Genomic DNA, 14,533 nt, shown 5'->3' on the forward strand with positions numbered 1-14,533 from the left:
TCCTCGTCGGGTATCCCGCACCGGTCGCGCCGCGTCCTGGCGGTCTCGGTGACCGCCTCCACGTCGACCTCGATCTCGGCCCGCTCGCCGGCCGCGGCGGCTCGTGGCGCGTTCTTCAGTGTCTTGCGTCGCTTGGCTTTAGCCGCCTTGACCGCAGCCGGACCGGCCTTGGAGGTGTCCCAGGACTCCGGCAGGAACAACCGCCAGCCCAGCGGACAGGAGGCGGTGTCGGTGACCGCGTGCACACTGACCCCGATCTGGCAGTTGGCGACCTTGCCCAGGGTCCCGGAGTACTGCCGGGCCACACCCGGTGAACTCGTGCCGTCTTTGGGGAAGCCGCTGTCGTCGACCGCCCAGGCCACCGGACCGATCGCCTCCACCGCACGCCGGGCCAGTCGCACTCGCACCGCGTCGGTGTCCCAGGTCGAGGTGGTCACGAACTGCTGCAGCCCTTGGTGATCCACTCCCAGACGTTCCGCCATCGGCTGCATCGACTTGCGCTGCCCGTCCAGCAGCAACCCACGCAGATACGTCTCACCCTTGGCCCGTTGATCGGACCGGGCCAAGGGCTCGAACACCTCCGCCGCGAAGGCCTCCAGGCGTTGCCGCACATGAGCAAGCTCATCAGGGGTCACCGGGACAGTGAATCGCCCAGCCTGTCCCGCGCCCCTACGACACGCCGAGACCTAACAAAGCACTACTAGCGCCTGTATCGAAGTCCGGTTCGATGAGAGTCGAGCTTGAGGTGGTTCCTGGTGGTGCGGCCGGACGGCCCGCATACCGGTGTTGTATGTGGGTCGTCCGGCCGTGCCGCCAGGGGCCGCCTCGGGCCCGGCTGTCGCGGATCGGACTTCGATACAGGCGCTAGTTGACGCCGCGCTCTCGCCCAGCCCAGTACGGTTCGCGGAGCTTGAACTTCTGGATCTTGCCCGTCGCGGTGCGCGGGATCGAGTCGCGGAACTCGATCGACGTCGGCGCCTTGTACCCGGCGAGCCGCTCCTTGCAGTGGGCGATCAGCTCGGCCTCCGAGACCTCCTCGGTGCGCACGACCAACGCCTTGATCGTTTCACCCCACTTCTCGTCCGGCACGCCGATGACCGCGACCTCGGCGACGGCCGGGTGCGAGAACAGGCAGTCCTCGACCTCGATGGACGAGACGTTCTCGCCGCCGGTGATGATCACGTCCTTCTTGCGGTCCGAGATCGTCAGGTAGCCCTCGTCGTCGAAGTGGCCGCCGTCGCCGGTGTGGAACCAGCCGTCCTCGATGGCGTCGGAGGTCGCCTCCGGGTTCTCCCAGTAGCCCTCCATGACCACGTTCGAGCGCGCGAGCACCTCGCCGGTGTCGGAGATCTTCAGCTGCGCGCCCAACGCCGGTGCGCCGGCCCGTGACTGCTTCTTCGCCTTCTCCTCACCGACGGGCCCCGGCTGGGCGCGGTTGAAGGTCAGCAGCGGTGCCGTCTCGGTCAGGCCGTAGATCTGCAGGAACTCCCAGCCGAGCTCCTCGGTCACGCGTTGGATCGTGCGTGAGGGCGGCGGCGCACCTGCGCACACGATCCGTACGCGGTCACGGCCGGGGATGTCGCCTTCCCACGACTGAGCGGCATCCAGTACGGCGTTCCACACGGCCGGTGCACCGCACATCAGCGTGACGCCGTGGTCGCGCACACGGCGCAGGATCTCGGCGCCGTCGACCTTGCGCAGCACCACCTGCGGCACACCCAGCCCGGCCAGGCCGAACGGCATGCCCCAGCCGTTGCAGTGGAACATCGGCAGGACGTGCATGTACACGTCGCCTTCCCACGCGCGTGTGTGCATGGCGAACGTGACCGCGTTCAGCCAGATGTTGCGGTGTGTGAGTTGCACGCCCTTGGGCCGTGCGGTGGTGCCGGACGTGTAGTTGATGGTCGCCGTCGCGTCCTCCGAGGGATCGCTCCACGGCCGTGGCTCCACATCGAACCGGAGCAGCGACTCAGACTCCTCGCCCAGCGTGAACCGGTGCCGCGCGGTGACGTCGTCCAGGGACAGCTCGGGGTCGACGAACAACGCCGACGCACCGCTGTGCTCGACGATGTACTTCACCTCGTCGGGCCGCAGGCGGAAGTTCACCGGCACGCAGATCCGCCCGCTGCCGGGCACCGCGTGCAGCAGTTCCAGCAGCCGCGCCGAGTTGTGGCTGACGACGGCGATCCGCTCGCCCTCGCCGATGCCCAGTGCGTCGAGCCCGGCCTGCCACGCGCGCACACGGGTCGCCATCTCCGCATACGTCGTCGTCTCGACCGGTTTCGCCGGCTGGTCGGGTTCGTCGATGGTCGCGGTCGTCGCCGAGAACGCGAACGACGCCCGGTCCAGGAAGTCCGTGGTGATCAGCGGTACGCGCATGAAACGACACTACGACCAGGTGCTCGGATCTCCCCAGGACGAGAACCGGCCTCCCCCGGATGGAGGAACGGAGCTGAGGTCGGGCAGCACCTCGCCGACCGGTTCGTGCAGGACGACGGCCGCCACGGAGTCGTACGGCGTCGGCTCGTCGTTGCAGATGATGACCTGGGCTCCGGCGCGGGCGGCCAGTGACACGAGGCCCGCGGCGGGTTGCACGGAGAGCGACGTTCCCGCCACCAGCAGCACGTCGCAGTCGAGTGCCGCGAGCCGGGCGCGGCGCAGCACCTCGCCGTCGAGCTCCTGTCCGAACGAGATGGTGGCCGACTTGAGGATTCCGCCGCAGCGCAGGCATTGCGGCTCGGGCTCGCCCTCGGCGACGCGTTTGAGCGCCTCCCGCATCGGGCCCGTGGCACCGCATCCCAGGCACACGGTCGCGTGCATCGTGCCGTGCAGCTCCAGCACCCGGTGCGGATCGGAGCCCGCCTTCTGGTGCAGGCCGTCGATGTTCTGGGTGACGACGGTGCGCAGCCGGCCGGACCGTTCGAGTTCCACCAGCGCCTTGTGCGCGGCGTTGGGCTTGGCCGTCCACACGGGACTGTCGAGCTTCGTCCGCCAGGACAGGCGGCGGAGCTCGGGATCGGCGAGGTAGGCGTCGAGGGAGGCGGCGCGTCCGGCGTCGGCGTCACGCGTCCACAGCCCTTCCGGACCGCGGAAGTCCGGGATGCCCGAGTCCGTGGAGACCCCGGCGCCCGTCAGGACCGTGATCCGGTGCGCGGACGCGACCAGCGCCCGTGCCGCTGCGCACGCCTGAGAAGCCACCGGTTCACACTAGTGCGGTGCGCAGCGCTGTGGGAGCCGCCATCGCGGCAGTGGGCTTGATCACTTCCATCACCGGAACCTTCTTGCCGTGGCTGAAATCCGGATCGACCACGAGGGACAGTTACGAGGTGCTTTCGCTGCGTAGTCTCGCCGGGTTGGACGGGGTGGCGGGCAGCGTCGTCACGGGGGTCTGGGTGAGTCTCACGCCCCTCGCCATGATCGCGGTGGCGCTGTACGTGGTCCGATTTCGACGGTTTGCCGCGTGCGTCGGCCTTCTCTTTGGCACGATCAGTGGAACCGTGGCCCTGTTAGCCACAGTCCAAGGGGATAGCAAGGGTGCATTGGTCGGAATCAGCATCGCCGGACCAGTCGTCACCCTTGCCGGTGCCGTGCTGACGATCGTGGGGGCGATCACGGTGCTCACCTCTACCAGGCGCAGCGCAGTGAGAACTCCAGGAGGGAAACCGTGAGCTACCCAGGTGGTGGCGGCGGCCAGTGGCAGCCGCAGAACAACCCGTACGGGCAGCAGCCCCAGCAGGGCGGCTATCCGCAGCAGCCTCAGCAGGGTGGCTACCAGCAGCAGCCGGGTGGTTACCCGCAGCAGGGCGGCTACCCGCAGACCGGGCCGCAGGGTTTCCCGCAGCAGGGCTACCCGCAGACGGGCCCGCAGGGCTTCCCGCAGCAGGGATTTCCGCAGCAGGGATTTCCGCAGCAGGGCTTCGAGCAGCAGCCGTACGGCTACGCCCCGATGGGTGGCGAGCCGCCGAAGAAGAAGCGCACCGGCCTGGTCATCACGGCCGTCGTCGCCGTGCTGCTGCTGATCGGTGGCGGTGTCACGTTCTTCGCGCTGAAGAAGTCCGACCCGGCGGCGAACGCGGGCCAGGACACCCCGGCCATCGCGGCGAAGAACCTCATCGAGCAGCTGGGCAGCGGTGACGTCGTCGGCATCATGGCCTCGCTGGCACCGGCGGAGGCCGCGCTGTCGAAGGACTACATGGACTCGATGACGAAGGAGATGAAGCGTCTCGAGATCCTCAAGCCCGACGCCGACCCGAACAAGCTCACCGGTGTCGAGTTCAAGAGCGAGAACATCAAGTTCGACGAGGCCAAGGCCGAGAAGATCAACGACCACCTCACGATCAACAAGCTGACCGAGGGCAAGATCACGATCACCTCGGACGTCTCGAAGATCCCGCTCACCGACAAGCTCGTCGACGCGCTCGGCGACAAGGTCAGCCTGACCACGTCGAAGTCCGAGACCTGGGACATCACCGCCGAGGTGCAGAAGCGCGGCCAGCCGATCGGCATCGCGTCGATCAAGGTCGGCGACAAGTGGTACCCGAGCGCGTTCTACACGATCGCCAACGCCGTTCTCGAGGACGAGAAGCTGAAGTGGCCGCAGCAGGGCTTCGCGCCGCAGGGTGCGGGCTCGCCGGAGGACGCCGCGAAGCAGCTGGTCAACGCCGCGCTGGACGCCGACCTGAAGAAGGTCGTCTCGCTGCTGCCGCCGGACGAGGCCGGTGTGCTGCAGGACCTCGGCCCGCTGCTGCTGGAGCAGGCCGGCACGCAGAAGCCGACCGGTGCCAAGCTGAACGCGCTGGAGACCGACGTCAAGGACGTCACCGGCGGCAAGCAGGTCACGGTCAAGAAGCTGTCGATCACCGCCGAGGGCGAGACGGTCACGATCACGCGCGAGGGTGACTGCTACTCGGCGGACATCCCCCGCGAGGGCACGCAGAAGCTGTGCGCGGACGACATCACGCAGCTGTTGCAGCAGCAGGGCGGCAAGAAGATCCCGTCCGAGGCCGTCGAGATCATCGGCCGCGTCGCCGGGTCGGTCATGAAGACCGGTGTCGGTGTCGTCACGACCAAGGTCGACGGCAAGTGGTACGTGAGCCCGGTCCGCTCGTACTACGAGCTGGCGCTGACGCTGTTCCGCGGCTTCGAACCCAAGGACGTCGACGCGCTGATCGAGCTGCTCAAGAAGTAAGTTTTCGCAGGTCGCCCACGGCCCTGTCATCCGCAACAGCGTGATGACAGGGCCGTGGCAGTTCCTGGGCCGACTGTTGGCGCCATGGAAACTCAGGTTCTGATCATCGGCGCCGGCCCGACCGGCCTCACCCTGGCCCTCGACCTCTCGCGCCGCGGTGTCGCGTTCCGGATCGTCGACGCCTCGCCCGCGCCGTTCGCCGGCTCGCGCGGCAAGGGCCTGCAGCCGCGCAGCATGGAGGTCTTCCACGACCTGGGCGTCATCGAGCCGGTCCTCGAGTCCGGCCGCTTCCACATGACGATGCGCACCTACAGCGGCCGCGAGGTGCTGCGGGAGTGGGACGTCCACGAAGGACGGCACCCGACGACCGAACGCCCGTACGCGAGCACGATGCTCATCCCGCAGTTCCGGGTCGAGCAGATCCTGCGCGACGCGTTGCCCGCCGGCACCGTCGAGTACGGCACGCCGCTGACGTCGTTCTCCCAGGACGACGACGGCGTCACGGCGGTAATCGGCTCGGAAACCGTGCGCGCCAAGTACCTCGTCGGGTGCGACGGCGGGAAGTCGTTCGTGCGCAAGCATCTCGGCGTGCAGTTCGTCGGAGAGACACGGGAGGACCAGCGGATGCTCGTCGGCGACGTCCGCGTGTCGGGTCTGGACCGCGACCACTGGCACAGCTGGGGCGGCGGCGTCGACCGGTGGCTCGCGCTGTGCCCGTTGCCCGGCACGGACCTCTTCCAGTTCCAGGCGACCGGTGACGGCGAACCGTCACTGGAGCTGTACCGGCAGATCGTCCGCGACCGCACCGGCCTGGACGACGTGGTCGTGCAGGACGCGACGTGGATGTCGTTGTACCGCACCAACATCCGCATGGTCGACAGGTTCCGCGTCGGCCGGGTGTTCCTCGCGGGCGACGCGGCGCACGTCCACTCCCCCGCCGGCGCGCAGGGCATGAACACCGGCATCCAGGACGCCTACAACCTCGGCTGGAAGCTCGCGATGGAGACGCTGCTCGACACCTACGAGTCCGAGCGCAAGCCCGTCGCGCAGTGGCTGCTCGGCATGACGACCGCGATCATGATGTCCGGCAACCCGTTCGAGCGGCGCGGCGACGAGACGCTCCAGCTCTCGCTCTCCTACCGGACGGCCGACGGCGAAGGTCTGCAGCCCGGCGACCGCATGCCCGACGGCCACACCGACCAGGGCCGGATCTTCGACCTGCTGCGCGGCCCCGACTTCGTGACGCTGGACTTCCCCGACGGCCCGGTGCTGGTCCGCCCGGACGGCTACGTCGCCGCGATCGGCCGGTCAGCGATCGACGCCTACTTCGGCGCGAACCCGGTCACGCAGCTTCACCACCGCCGGGTCGCTGCTCGGACCGCCGCGTAGCCGTTCCGCCTCGTCCAGGGCCTCCTCCGCACCGCGGGGGTCGCCCTGGGCGAGCAGCCAGTCCGCGTACTGCTCCAGCACCATCGCCCGCGCCGGCCCGTCCGCACTCCTGTTGACGGTGTCGAGCGCCTTCCGGTGTTCCTCACCCGCCTGGCTCAGGTGCCCGAGGCGGGTGAGCGCCAGCCCGAGTCCGGCGTGGACGGTCGCGCGGAACTGGTTCGCCCGCTCGTCCGTGGTGTCGAGCGCCTGCCGGTAAAGCCGCACGGCCTGCTCGAAGTCACCGCTGAAGTACGCCACCTCGCCGTGGGCCAGCGCGACCCGTGCCCGATCGAGGTCGAGCGGCGAGGCGGGCACGAGCTCCAGATCCGCGCGGGCCCCGGCGAGGTCACCGATCCTGACCTTGATGCGCGCCGCCTGCATGAGCACCGACATCGGCACCAGCACGCTCTCCGGTTCCCCCAGCTCGGCCGCCACCTGCCTGGCCTCGGACACCGCCTTGAACGCCTCGGCGAACGCCCCGCGGTTGACCAGAACCATGACCAGGCACGACAACCCGAACACGACGGCCCACCGGTCACCCACCGCCCGGAACCCGTCCAACGCCTCGCGGTACGCGGCCTCGGCCTTCGGCGCCGCCCCTTCGCTGAACTCGCCCGCCACGATCCCGCGGATGAGCACCGAGAACGCCCGCATCCACGCGTCGGGCGACCGAGCCAGCCGATCGGCCAGCACCTCGAGCCGCCCGCCCAGGTCGGTCTCGCCCCAGATCTGACCGCTGGTGAGCATCAACGCGCAGAACGCCGTCGGCAGGTCCTCCTGCCACAACCGCTCCGCCGCCACGACCGCTTCGGGCGTGCCGAGCGAGACCAGCACCTCCGACAACGGGTCGTCCGGCACGAGAGGCGCCCAGCGGCGGATCTCCTCGAACCGCTTGGTCATCACCAGCCAGTGCCACGTCCTCGCGGCCATCATCCGCCGCGCGATCCCGTTGTCGTGGTGGACGGCCCACGCCAGCGCCGCGTCGAGGTTGGACCGTTCCGCGTCGAACACCTTGAGGGCTTCGAGCTGCCGGGGACCGCGCAACAGCGGCTCGTTCTGCTCGGCGAGTGCCACGTAACAGGCAGCGTGTCGGGCGGGGTCGGTCTGGTGCTGCTCCAGCGCGTACTCGCGGACGGTCTCCAGGAGGCGGTAGCGCTCACCGGCACGTACGACCAACGACTTCTCGACGAGGGCGGCCAACAGGTCCTCGGTCTCCCAGAGGTCCTGATCTTGTCGGTGGTCCTGAGTACGTTGAGATGCAGGGGTTCCCGGCTCGGGGGTACCCCTGCGCGAGCCTGCCCCGCTCAGGTCTGGCGCGATGTAGCCGCTTGACGAGACCTGCTGGGGTGAGGTGTAGCTGGCCGACGCCACGTGGTGAGGTGAGGTGTAGTCGGCCGACGCGACCTGCTGGGGCGAGGTGTCCTGCTCCGCCGTTCCAGCCTGAGCACCGTGGTTGGGCGCCGCCTCCACTGCCTGAACACCAGGGCTGGGCGCCACCTCCCCAACCTGAACACGAGAACTCGGCGCCACCTGCCCAGCCACAACACCAGAACCGGGCGCCGCCTTCCTAGCCACAACACCAGAGCTGGACACTGCCTCCCCAGCCACAACAGCAGAGCTGGACACAGGAGCCCCGGCCGCGCCCTCCCGCTCCCCCTGAACCCGACCACCCCGATCCGCACGGGTTCCCGGCGCGGCGACACGCAACCCCGCCCCGCACACCTCGTGCACCGCCGCCGCCGTCGCCCCACCCACGAACACCGCCAGCCGCGCCAGCAGCAACCGCTCGGCGTCGTCCAGCAGCTCCCAGCTCCAGTCGATCACCGCCCGCAGCGTCCGGTGCCGCGCCGGTCCGGTGCGTGCGCCTCGGTCCAGCAGCCGCAGCCGGCTGTCCACACGGGACTCCAGTTGCGCGGCCGACAGCGAGCGGGCTCGGGCGGCCGCCAGTTCCAGTGCCAGCGGGATGCCGTCCAGCGCGCCGCACACCCGGCGCACCACGTCCCGGTCCAGCGCCGAACCCACCCGTGCCGCGAACAGCCGCACGGCGTGGTCGAGGTCCAGCGGCGCCACCGGATGCACCACCTCGCCCGGAATTCCCAGGGGCTCGCGCGATGTCGCCAGCACGCGTGCGTCCGGCGCCTCGGCCAGCAGGCGGACGCACAGCGCGGCGGCCGCGTCCACGACGTGTTCGCAGTTGTCGAGCACCACCAGCGACGACCCGAGGCGGGAGAACACCGGTGTGGCCAACGGGTTCGGGCCCAGCGCCGCGTCCAACGCCGCCAGCGGTTCCGCCGCCGAGTCCAGTTCCACGAACCACGCCTGCGGGACCGACGCCGCGTGGGTGAGCGCCAGGCGTGTCTTGCCCACGCCGCCGAAGCCGGTCAGCGTCACCAAACGGTTGTCCCGCAACAACTCGGCCAACGTCACCAAGTCGGCATCGCGACCGACGAACGACCCCACCGGTGCCGGGAGGTTCCCGCGTGAGACGCGCTCCCGCAGCACCGTGAGGTGTGCGGCGGCCAGCGTCTCGCCGGGGTCGACGCCCAGCTCGTCGGCCAGCGCGTCGCGGACTCGCGAGAACACCGCCAGCGCGTCCGAACGCCGGCCCGCCGCGTGCAGGGCCAGCATCAGGCGGGCCTGCACGTCCTCCCTCAACGGGTGCGCGGCCGCCAACGCCTCCAGCCCGGCCAGGTCGTCGCGCAGCAACGCCAGGCGCACGGCCTCGTCGACGGCGAACGGCGCCTCCTCGAACGCCGCCCCGCGCCACAACGCCGCGTCACGGGTGCGCGAGAACTCCTCGACGTCGGTCGACGCCTCCAAGCGGTAGCCCAGGGCGTGCGACGACACCGCGCCGGCACCCAGCGTCCGCCGCAGCCGTGACACCAGCGACTGCAACGCGGCGACGCCGTCGACGGGCGGTTCGTCCGGCCACAGGTCCGCGATCAGCCGGTCCGCGGGCACGACCCGGCCAGGCTCCATCGCGAGCCTGATCAGCAACCACCGCAGCCGCTTTCCGCGCACCTCGACGGGAGCGCCCTCCGCGACGACCTGGAGCGGCCCGAGAACGTTGACACGCATCAGGTTCGCCGCACGCCCACGACGACCGCGGCGGCCACCAGCGCGACGCCGACGACCCCGGCCCACAGCACCGACAGCGAGACCTGGTTGTGCCCCAGCGCGTCCAGCACCCACCCGAGCGGAGTCGCCCGCCCCAGCGGATACGTCAGCACCACCACCGAGAACACCGCCAGCACGGTGCGCCCGATCGAGTCGAACACAGGCCTCGCGAACATCAGTCCCACGCCGACACCCAGCAACGCACACACAGTATGCGCGCCGAGTCCGACAAAAAACTGACCTGCCGTGTACGGGTGGGGGTTCGTCACCACCGGCCACACCGCCGCCACCAGCGCCATGACGAGCGCGATCGACACCGCGACCAGCGCCGCCGCCGTCAGCACCCGCGACCAGCCGCCCGCCGACACCACCGTGATCTCACGCCGCACCACGTCCTCGGACGTCGCCACCACGACGGCCATCCAGGCCGTGACGGGGTAGAGCAACGCCGCGGAACCCGAGTACGCCTCCAGCGGCTGCCCGGCATCGCTCGAGAACAGCATCCCCAGCACGCCGAGGAACACCAGCAACGGCGCCAGGAACCGTTGCCCGCGGAACACGTCAGCCGCGAGGTACCGCACCAGGGAGATCACCGCACGCTCCGCACCGAACACCCGAGCCGCAACGCCTCCGCCAGCACGTGGTCGCTCCGGTCCGGCGCCACCAGCACCTGCACCGACGAGCCGCGGGACGACACCGACCGCACGCCTTCCAACGCCTCCAGCGCATCCAGCCCCACGACGCGGCTGAGCTCGATCGTCACGTGCCCACCGGCCAGATCCACGCGCGTCGCACCGGCGAGGTGTCCCTCGTGGTCGGACACCAGCGCGGTCCGCCCCTGCAACAGCGACACCAGCTCACGAGCCGCCTCCGGGTCGAGACCGGTCCACGGCTCGTCGAGCACCAGCACGTCCGAGGCCAGCAACGCCTGCGCCAGCGCGACCTTCTGCGCGTTGCCCTTCGACAGCTGCGACATCGGCGCCGTCAGCGAGCCCGCGAAACCCAGTCGTTCCAGCACGTCCCCGGCCGCGGCGGCGCGAATCCGGCCCATGTGCGCAAGATAGGACGAGGCGGACATCTTGACGTCCGACGGGAACCGTTCCGGCACGTAGCCGACCGACGCCGGCCGGACCACGCGTCCGGTCGTGGGCTTGAGGATCCCGGCCGCGATCTTGAGCAGCGTGGACTTGCCGGTGCCGTTCGCGCCGGTCAGCACGACCAGGCCGGAGACCTCCAGCGTGAGGTCGCGCAGCACCCACGGCCCGCGCCCGTAACGCTTCGAAACCTGATCGAGGTGCACCACGCCAAGATAACCATCCATGACACCGCTTCCGCTCGCTTTGGCGTGCATCTGGCTCGGCATGGTCCTGGCGATCTCTCTCGAAGCACCGCTGAAGTTCCGCGCGCCCGGCATCACGCTGCCGCTGGGCCTGGGCATCGGGCGGCTCGTGTTCCGCGCCCTGAACGCCTCGGAGATCGTTCTCGCGACGGCCACCGCCGTCACGTTCTCCCTGGCTCCCCGCCCGCTCGCCGCCACCGTGCTGCTCGTCGCGCTGGCCGTGACCCTCGCCGTTCAGGTGGCGGTGCTGCGGCCGCGGCTCGAGGCCAGGGCGCAGCTCATCATCGACGGAGAGACACCTCCCCCGTCACGCGCGCACCTCGCCTACATCGTGCTCGAATGCGCGAAACTGCTGATGCTGGCTGCCTTCGGAATCATTCTCATGTTCGTTTGACGAAACTCTCCGTGACATCAAATGTATACCCAATGAATACAGTCGCCCAACTTTCACACGATCGAGTGAAGCGTGGCGACAAACCGTCACCTGAGCAACAAAGATGAGTTGCCTCAAGCTCAGTTCGACGGAATGCGGGTGACACCCCTGAAAAGCGGTACGCAATTCTCCTTCGACCTGCTCGCGGGCGCGTTGACCGGACGAGATGCGGCACGCGCCACGGGCACGCTGCACGTGCTCGGAAATCCCGGCGGAAGAATTCACCTGCGCGACGGCGGTGTCGTGTGCGCGGAAAGCCCCGGCTCGCCCGGCCCGGACGCGCTCACCGGCACCCGCGGAAGGATCGGCGAAACCGAACTGCACGTGGTGGCGATGATGGCGACGCACGACGCCGCGTTCACCGTCGTCGCAGGAGACGTCGAGGACTGCGTGTTCACCCCGCAGACGCTCGACACGGCGGTCGCGATGAGCGCCGCGGTCGACCCCGTCCGCCTGCTGCAGGAGACGTCACGCCGGATCACCTCGCTGCTCGCGCTGCCGTGCCCGCTCTCCCCGCACCACGACCGCGTCGCCCCCGTTCACGGCGCTGACCTGCACGATCTCAGCCGGCTGCGCGAGGAGATCCTCGCGCACGCCACCGGCAGGCGCACCACCAGGGACATCGCGTTCGCGTCCGGCCGCAGCGTCTACCCGGTCACGATCGAGGCCTGCCGGATGGTGGCCGACGGCCTGCTGACCGTGGTGCCGGCAACCACGGTCATCGCGAGCCCGCGGTTGCCGGTGTGCGAGGACGACGACGTTCCGCTGCCCCGGTCGTTGCGGCACCAGCTGTTGCCGAAACTGTTCAAACAGCCCGAGAAGAAGAAACCCTGAAGCCGACGGCTTTCTGATTCTCTCAGACGTGCCCGAGAAGCTCGAGGGCGCATTCCGTCAACTCCGTCCCCTCCGCCGCCCGAAAAGAAGTGGAAAATGACCAAACCGAAGTTGAGCATGTCCGACCAGATGGTCGCAATGGTCCGGTACCTGCGGCAGGAGGTCCCCAGTTGCGTGGCCGCCGGCGTCGTCGACATGGCCACCGGAATGCTGCTCTCTTTCGAAACGACCGAGAGTCACCCGTCCGAGGTGCTCGATCTGCTCGCCGGCGCGACGCTCGACCTCTTCCAGGGCCGCACGGTCACCATGATCGAGGACGTCTTCAAGGAGCGGCGCGGCATCGCGAGCGCCGAGCACTACTTCCAGGAGGTCCTGGTCAACAGCAGCAACCTCACGCACCTGTTCATCCGCAGCAACCACAACCAGGACGTCGTCGCCGTCGTCGTCTGTCCGAAGTCGGTGAACATCGGCATGCTCTTCGCCGCGGCCCGCCGCGTCGTCAAGGAACACGGCGGCGCGTAGCCTCGCCGCCCTGCGCGGGTAGCCCGGCGCACTCCTCCGGCCCCGGCCGGGCTACCCCTGGGCGATGTCGCAGATCAGCTCGGCGAGCTCGCGCGGCCGCGACAGGAACGGCGAGTGCGAACCGGGCAGGTACCGCACGTCGGCCGCCTTGAGCCGTTCGGTGAACACCCCCGGGAACACGACGTCGTCCGTGCACACGATCGACGTGGTGGGCACGGTCTGCCAGGCCGCCGCGATCACCGGCTCCTCGAACACCCGCGCGCTCTGCGGCCGCAACCGGTCGACCGCCCACGAGGCCAGTTCGTCCGGCACGTCGCCGTAGAGCAGCTCGGACGGCGGCACGTCCAGCATCTTCGAGCCCGGCTCGTACCAGGGCTCGCCGAGCACCGACACGACCGACTCCCCCGGCTCCAGCAGGTGCGCGGCCAGGTAGATGAGCCGGTCCGCGGATCCCGCGGCCTCGCCCACCGGCACTCCGGCGTAGGAGTGGGCCAGCACGGTCACCGGTCCGTTCAACGCCCGCAACGCCTCACGCACGGCCTCGGCGTCCTCGCGCAGACCGTTCGCCGGCGAGCCCGACGTGCTCGGCAGATCGATCGCCGACGTGGTCCAGCCCCGCGACGTCAGCTCCGGCACGAGGCGCTCCCAGCACCACGAGCCGTGCCAGGCGCCGTGCACGAGCAACAGGTTCCCCCGGTCCATCAAGATCTCCTCCTCATCGGTGTGCACGTACGCTAACCAGGCAAGATCACCCGCGACATCGTCGAGAGTCCGCTTTCCTGTCGGGAGAGTCCGAACGTGAACCCGCTGGAGCACGTCCTGTCGGCACTCAGCGTCAAGTGCGCCGTCGCGACGCCCCTGCACGCGGGCGGACGGTGGGCGCTGCACTTCGTCGGGCGGCTCAACCTGCGGGTCGAGGTCGTCCTGCGCGGCCGGGTCCACGTGGTCGTCGGAGAGGAGAGCTTCTGGGCCGGCGAAGGCGACTGCTACGTCATCGCCGGGCGGCGGCCGTACCGCATCGCCAGCGACCCGGACACGCCGTCGGTCTTCGCGGCCCCGGTGTACGAGCACCCCGACGGCACCCCGCGCGAGCTCGGGAGGATCGGCGAAGGCCACGACACGACGTTGCTCGGGGCGGGGTTCACCGCGGGCCCGGAAGCGGACCAGGTGCTCGCCGTCCTGCCGCCGGTCATCCACGTGCGCGGCGCCGAGAGCGGCACGGCCCAGGCGACCATCGAACTCATCTCCCGCGAGATCGAGGGCGGCGGCAGGATGATCCTCGACCGGCTCACCCAGGTGCTGCTGCTGCAGGTCCTGCGGGACCACGCGTTGAGCGCGTCGCTGCACCCGCAGCTCGGACCGGCGCTCAAGGCGTTGCACGGCAACGTGAAGCACCCGTGGACGGTCAGCGAGCTGGCGTCGGTCGCCGCGATGTCGCGGTCGACGTTCTTCGTGCGGTTCAAGGAGATCGTGGGCACGACACCGCTCGACTACCTGCTGCGCCTGCGCATGCAGACGGCGTCCCGCGCGCTCCGCGAGACCACCGACACCGTCGCCACGATCGCGTCGAACGTCGGGTACGGCACGGAGAGCGCGTTCAGCGCCGCGTTCAAGAGGTTCACGGGACGCTCACCCGGCGAGTACCGCGTGACTTAGGGCAACCTTGGTTGAA

Annotated in this window: 14 protein-coding genes; 7 read left to right on the top strand and 7 right to left on the bottom strand. The window is 69.6% G+C overall.

Features of this window, described 5'->3' with window-relative positions; all coding sequences use genetic code 11:
* The 3 genes from AOM45_RS42535 to AOM45_RS42545 all read right to left on the bottom strand — a co-directional run.
* A partial coding sequence (locus tag AOM45_RS42535) for an IS701 family transposase (protein ID WP_236704037.1) occupies positions 1-635 on the bottom strand: 635 nt, incomplete at its 3' end.
* A 229-nt stretch (positions 636-864) separates the two neighbouring features.
* Positions 865-2,379, bottom strand: a complete 1,515-nt coding sequence (locus AOM45_RS42540) for a class I adenylate-forming enzyme family protein (protein WP_059362978.1) — start codon at positions 2,377-2,379, stop codon at positions 865-867.
* Positions 2,380-2,388: 9 nt separating this feature from the next.
* Positions 2,389-3,198 carry an SIR2 family NAD-dependent protein deacylase gene (locus tag AOM45_RS42545; RefSeq protein ID WP_051784364.1) on the bottom strand — a complete coding sequence of 270 codons (810 nt, stop codon included), beginning with the start codon at positions 3,196-3,198 and terminating at the stop codon, positions 2,389-2,391.
* 17 nt (positions 3,199-3,215) lie between these two features.
* On the opposite strand from AOM45_RS42545, the gene AOM45_RS42550 reads away from it, so the two are divergent.
* The 3 genes from AOM45_RS42550 (at position 3,216) to AOM45_RS42560 (ending at position 6,577) form a co-directional block, all read left to right on the top strand.
* Positions 3,216-3,668 carry a hypothetical protein gene (locus tag AOM45_RS42550; protein ID WP_156094221.1) on the top strand — a complete coding sequence of 151 codons (453 nt, stop codon included), beginning with the start codon at positions 3,216-3,218 and terminating at the stop codon, positions 3,666-3,668.
* Positions 3,665-5,188 carry a hypothetical protein gene (locus tag AOM45_RS52230; RefSeq protein ID WP_030471558.1) on the top strand — a complete coding sequence of 508 codons (1,524 nt, stop codon included), beginning with the start codon at positions 3,665-3,667 and terminating at the stop codon, positions 5,186-5,188. Before AOM45_RS42550 ends, AOM45_RS52230 begins: the two co-directional genes overlap by 4 nt.
* Before the next feature lie 84 nt (positions 5,189-5,272).
* Positions 5,273-6,577, top strand: coding sequence for an FAD-dependent monooxygenase (locus AOM45_RS42560; protein WP_051784366.1), 1,305 nt, complete (start codon positions 5,273-5,275; stop codon positions 6,575-6,577).
* Here AOM45_RS42560 and AOM45_RS42565 read toward each other — a convergent pair.
* Genes AOM45_RS42565 through AOM45_RS42575 form a run of 3 tightly spaced genes read right to left on the bottom strand, consistent with a single transcriptional unit; the run spans position 6,497 to position 11,033 of the window.
* The gene (locus AOM45_RS42565) at positions 6,497-9,694 is read right to left on the bottom strand and encodes a BTAD domain-containing putative transcriptional regulator (RefSeq protein ID WP_051784367.1); all 3,198 of its coding nucleotides are present in this window, start codon (positions 9,692-9,694) and stop codon (positions 6,497-6,499) included. The genes AOM45_RS42560 and AOM45_RS42565 overlap by 81 nt on opposite strands.
* Complete coding sequence (locus AOM45_RS42570) at positions 9,694-10,326, bottom strand: hypothetical protein (protein WP_030471561.1); 633 nt, start codon at positions 10,324-10,326, stop codon at positions 9,694-9,696. The genes AOM45_RS42565 and AOM45_RS42570 overlap by 1 nt, the downstream gene beginning before the upstream one ends.
* Positions 10,323-11,033 (bottom strand): ATP-binding cassette domain-containing protein, encoded by a 711-nt coding sequence (locus tag AOM45_RS42575; RefSeq protein WP_030471562.1) that lies wholly within the window; start codon positions 11,031-11,033, stop codon positions 10,323-10,325. The genes AOM45_RS42570 and AOM45_RS42575 overlap by 4 nt, the downstream gene beginning before the upstream one ends.
* 19 nt (positions 11,034-11,052) lie before the next feature.
* Between AOM45_RS42575 and AOM45_RS42580 the strand changes: the two genes are divergently transcribed.
* From AOM45_RS42580 to AOM45_RS42590, 3 genes are all read left to right on the top strand, one after another.
* Positions 11,053-11,466 carry a hypothetical protein gene (locus AOM45_RS42580; RefSeq protein ID WP_030471563.1) on the top strand — a complete coding sequence of 138 codons (414 nt, stop codon included), beginning with the start codon at positions 11,053-11,055 and terminating at the stop codon, positions 11,464-11,466.
* A gap of 138 nt (positions 11,467-11,604) precedes the next feature.
* Positions 11,605-12,339, top strand: coding sequence for a DUF4388 domain-containing protein (locus AOM45_RS42585; RefSeq protein ID WP_156094222.1), 735 nt, complete (start codon positions 11,605-11,607; stop codon positions 12,337-12,339).
* A 96-nt stretch (positions 12,340-12,435) separates the two neighbouring features.
* Positions 12,436-12,861, top strand: a complete 426-nt coding sequence (locus tag AOM45_RS42590) for a hypothetical protein (protein WP_030471565.1) — start codon at positions 12,436-12,438, stop codon at positions 12,859-12,861.
* Between the two features lie 51 nt (positions 12,862-12,912).
* On the opposite strand, the gene AOM45_RS42595 is transcribed toward AOM45_RS42590, so the two are convergent.
* Positions 12,913-13,563, bottom strand: coding sequence for an alpha/beta fold hydrolase (locus tag AOM45_RS42595; protein ID WP_030471566.1), 651 nt, complete (start codon positions 13,561-13,563; stop codon positions 12,913-12,915).
* Between the two features lie 96 nt (positions 13,564-13,659).
* Here AOM45_RS42595 and AOM45_RS42600 point away from each other — a divergent pair, with 96 nt between their 5' ends.
* Positions 13,660-14,517, top strand: a complete 858-nt coding sequence (locus AOM45_RS42600; RefSeq protein ID WP_030471567.1) for an AraC family transcriptional regulator — start codon at positions 13,660-13,662, stop codon at positions 14,515-14,517.
* The last annotated feature ends 16 nt before the right edge of the window (positions 14,518-14,533 follow it).

Origin of the sequence: Lentzea aerocolonigenes (assembly GCF_000974445.1) — a bacterium.
Lineage (GTDB): Bacteria > Actinomycetota > Actinomycetes > Mycobacteriales > Pseudonocardiaceae > Lentzea > Lentzea aerocolonigenes.

Coding starts and splice junctions, on each gene's coding strand:
- AOM45_RS42590 (WP_030471565.1), top strand. CDS start 12,436: ATGACCAAACCGAAGTTGAGCATGTCCGACCAGATGGTCGCAATGGTC.
- AOM45_RS42565 (WP_051784367.1), bottom strand. CDS start 9,694: ATGCGTGTCAACGTTCTCGGGCCGCTCCAGGTCGTCGCGGAGGGCGCT.
- AOM45_RS42560 (WP_051784366.1), top strand. CDS start 5,273: ATGGAAACTCAGGTTCTGATCATCGGCGCCGGCCCGACCGGCCTCACC.
- AOM45_RS42595 (WP_030471566.1), bottom strand. CDS start 13,563: ATGGACCGGGGGAACCTGTTGCTCGTGCACGGCGCCTGGCACGGCTCG.
- AOM45_RS42540 (WP_059362978.1), bottom strand. CDS start 2,379: ATGCGCGTACCGCTGATCACCACGGACTTCCTGGACCGGGCGTCGTTC.
- AOM45_RS42580 (WP_030471563.1), top strand. CDS start 11,053: ATGACACCGCTTCCGCTCGCTTTGGCGTGCATCTGGCTCGGCATGGTC.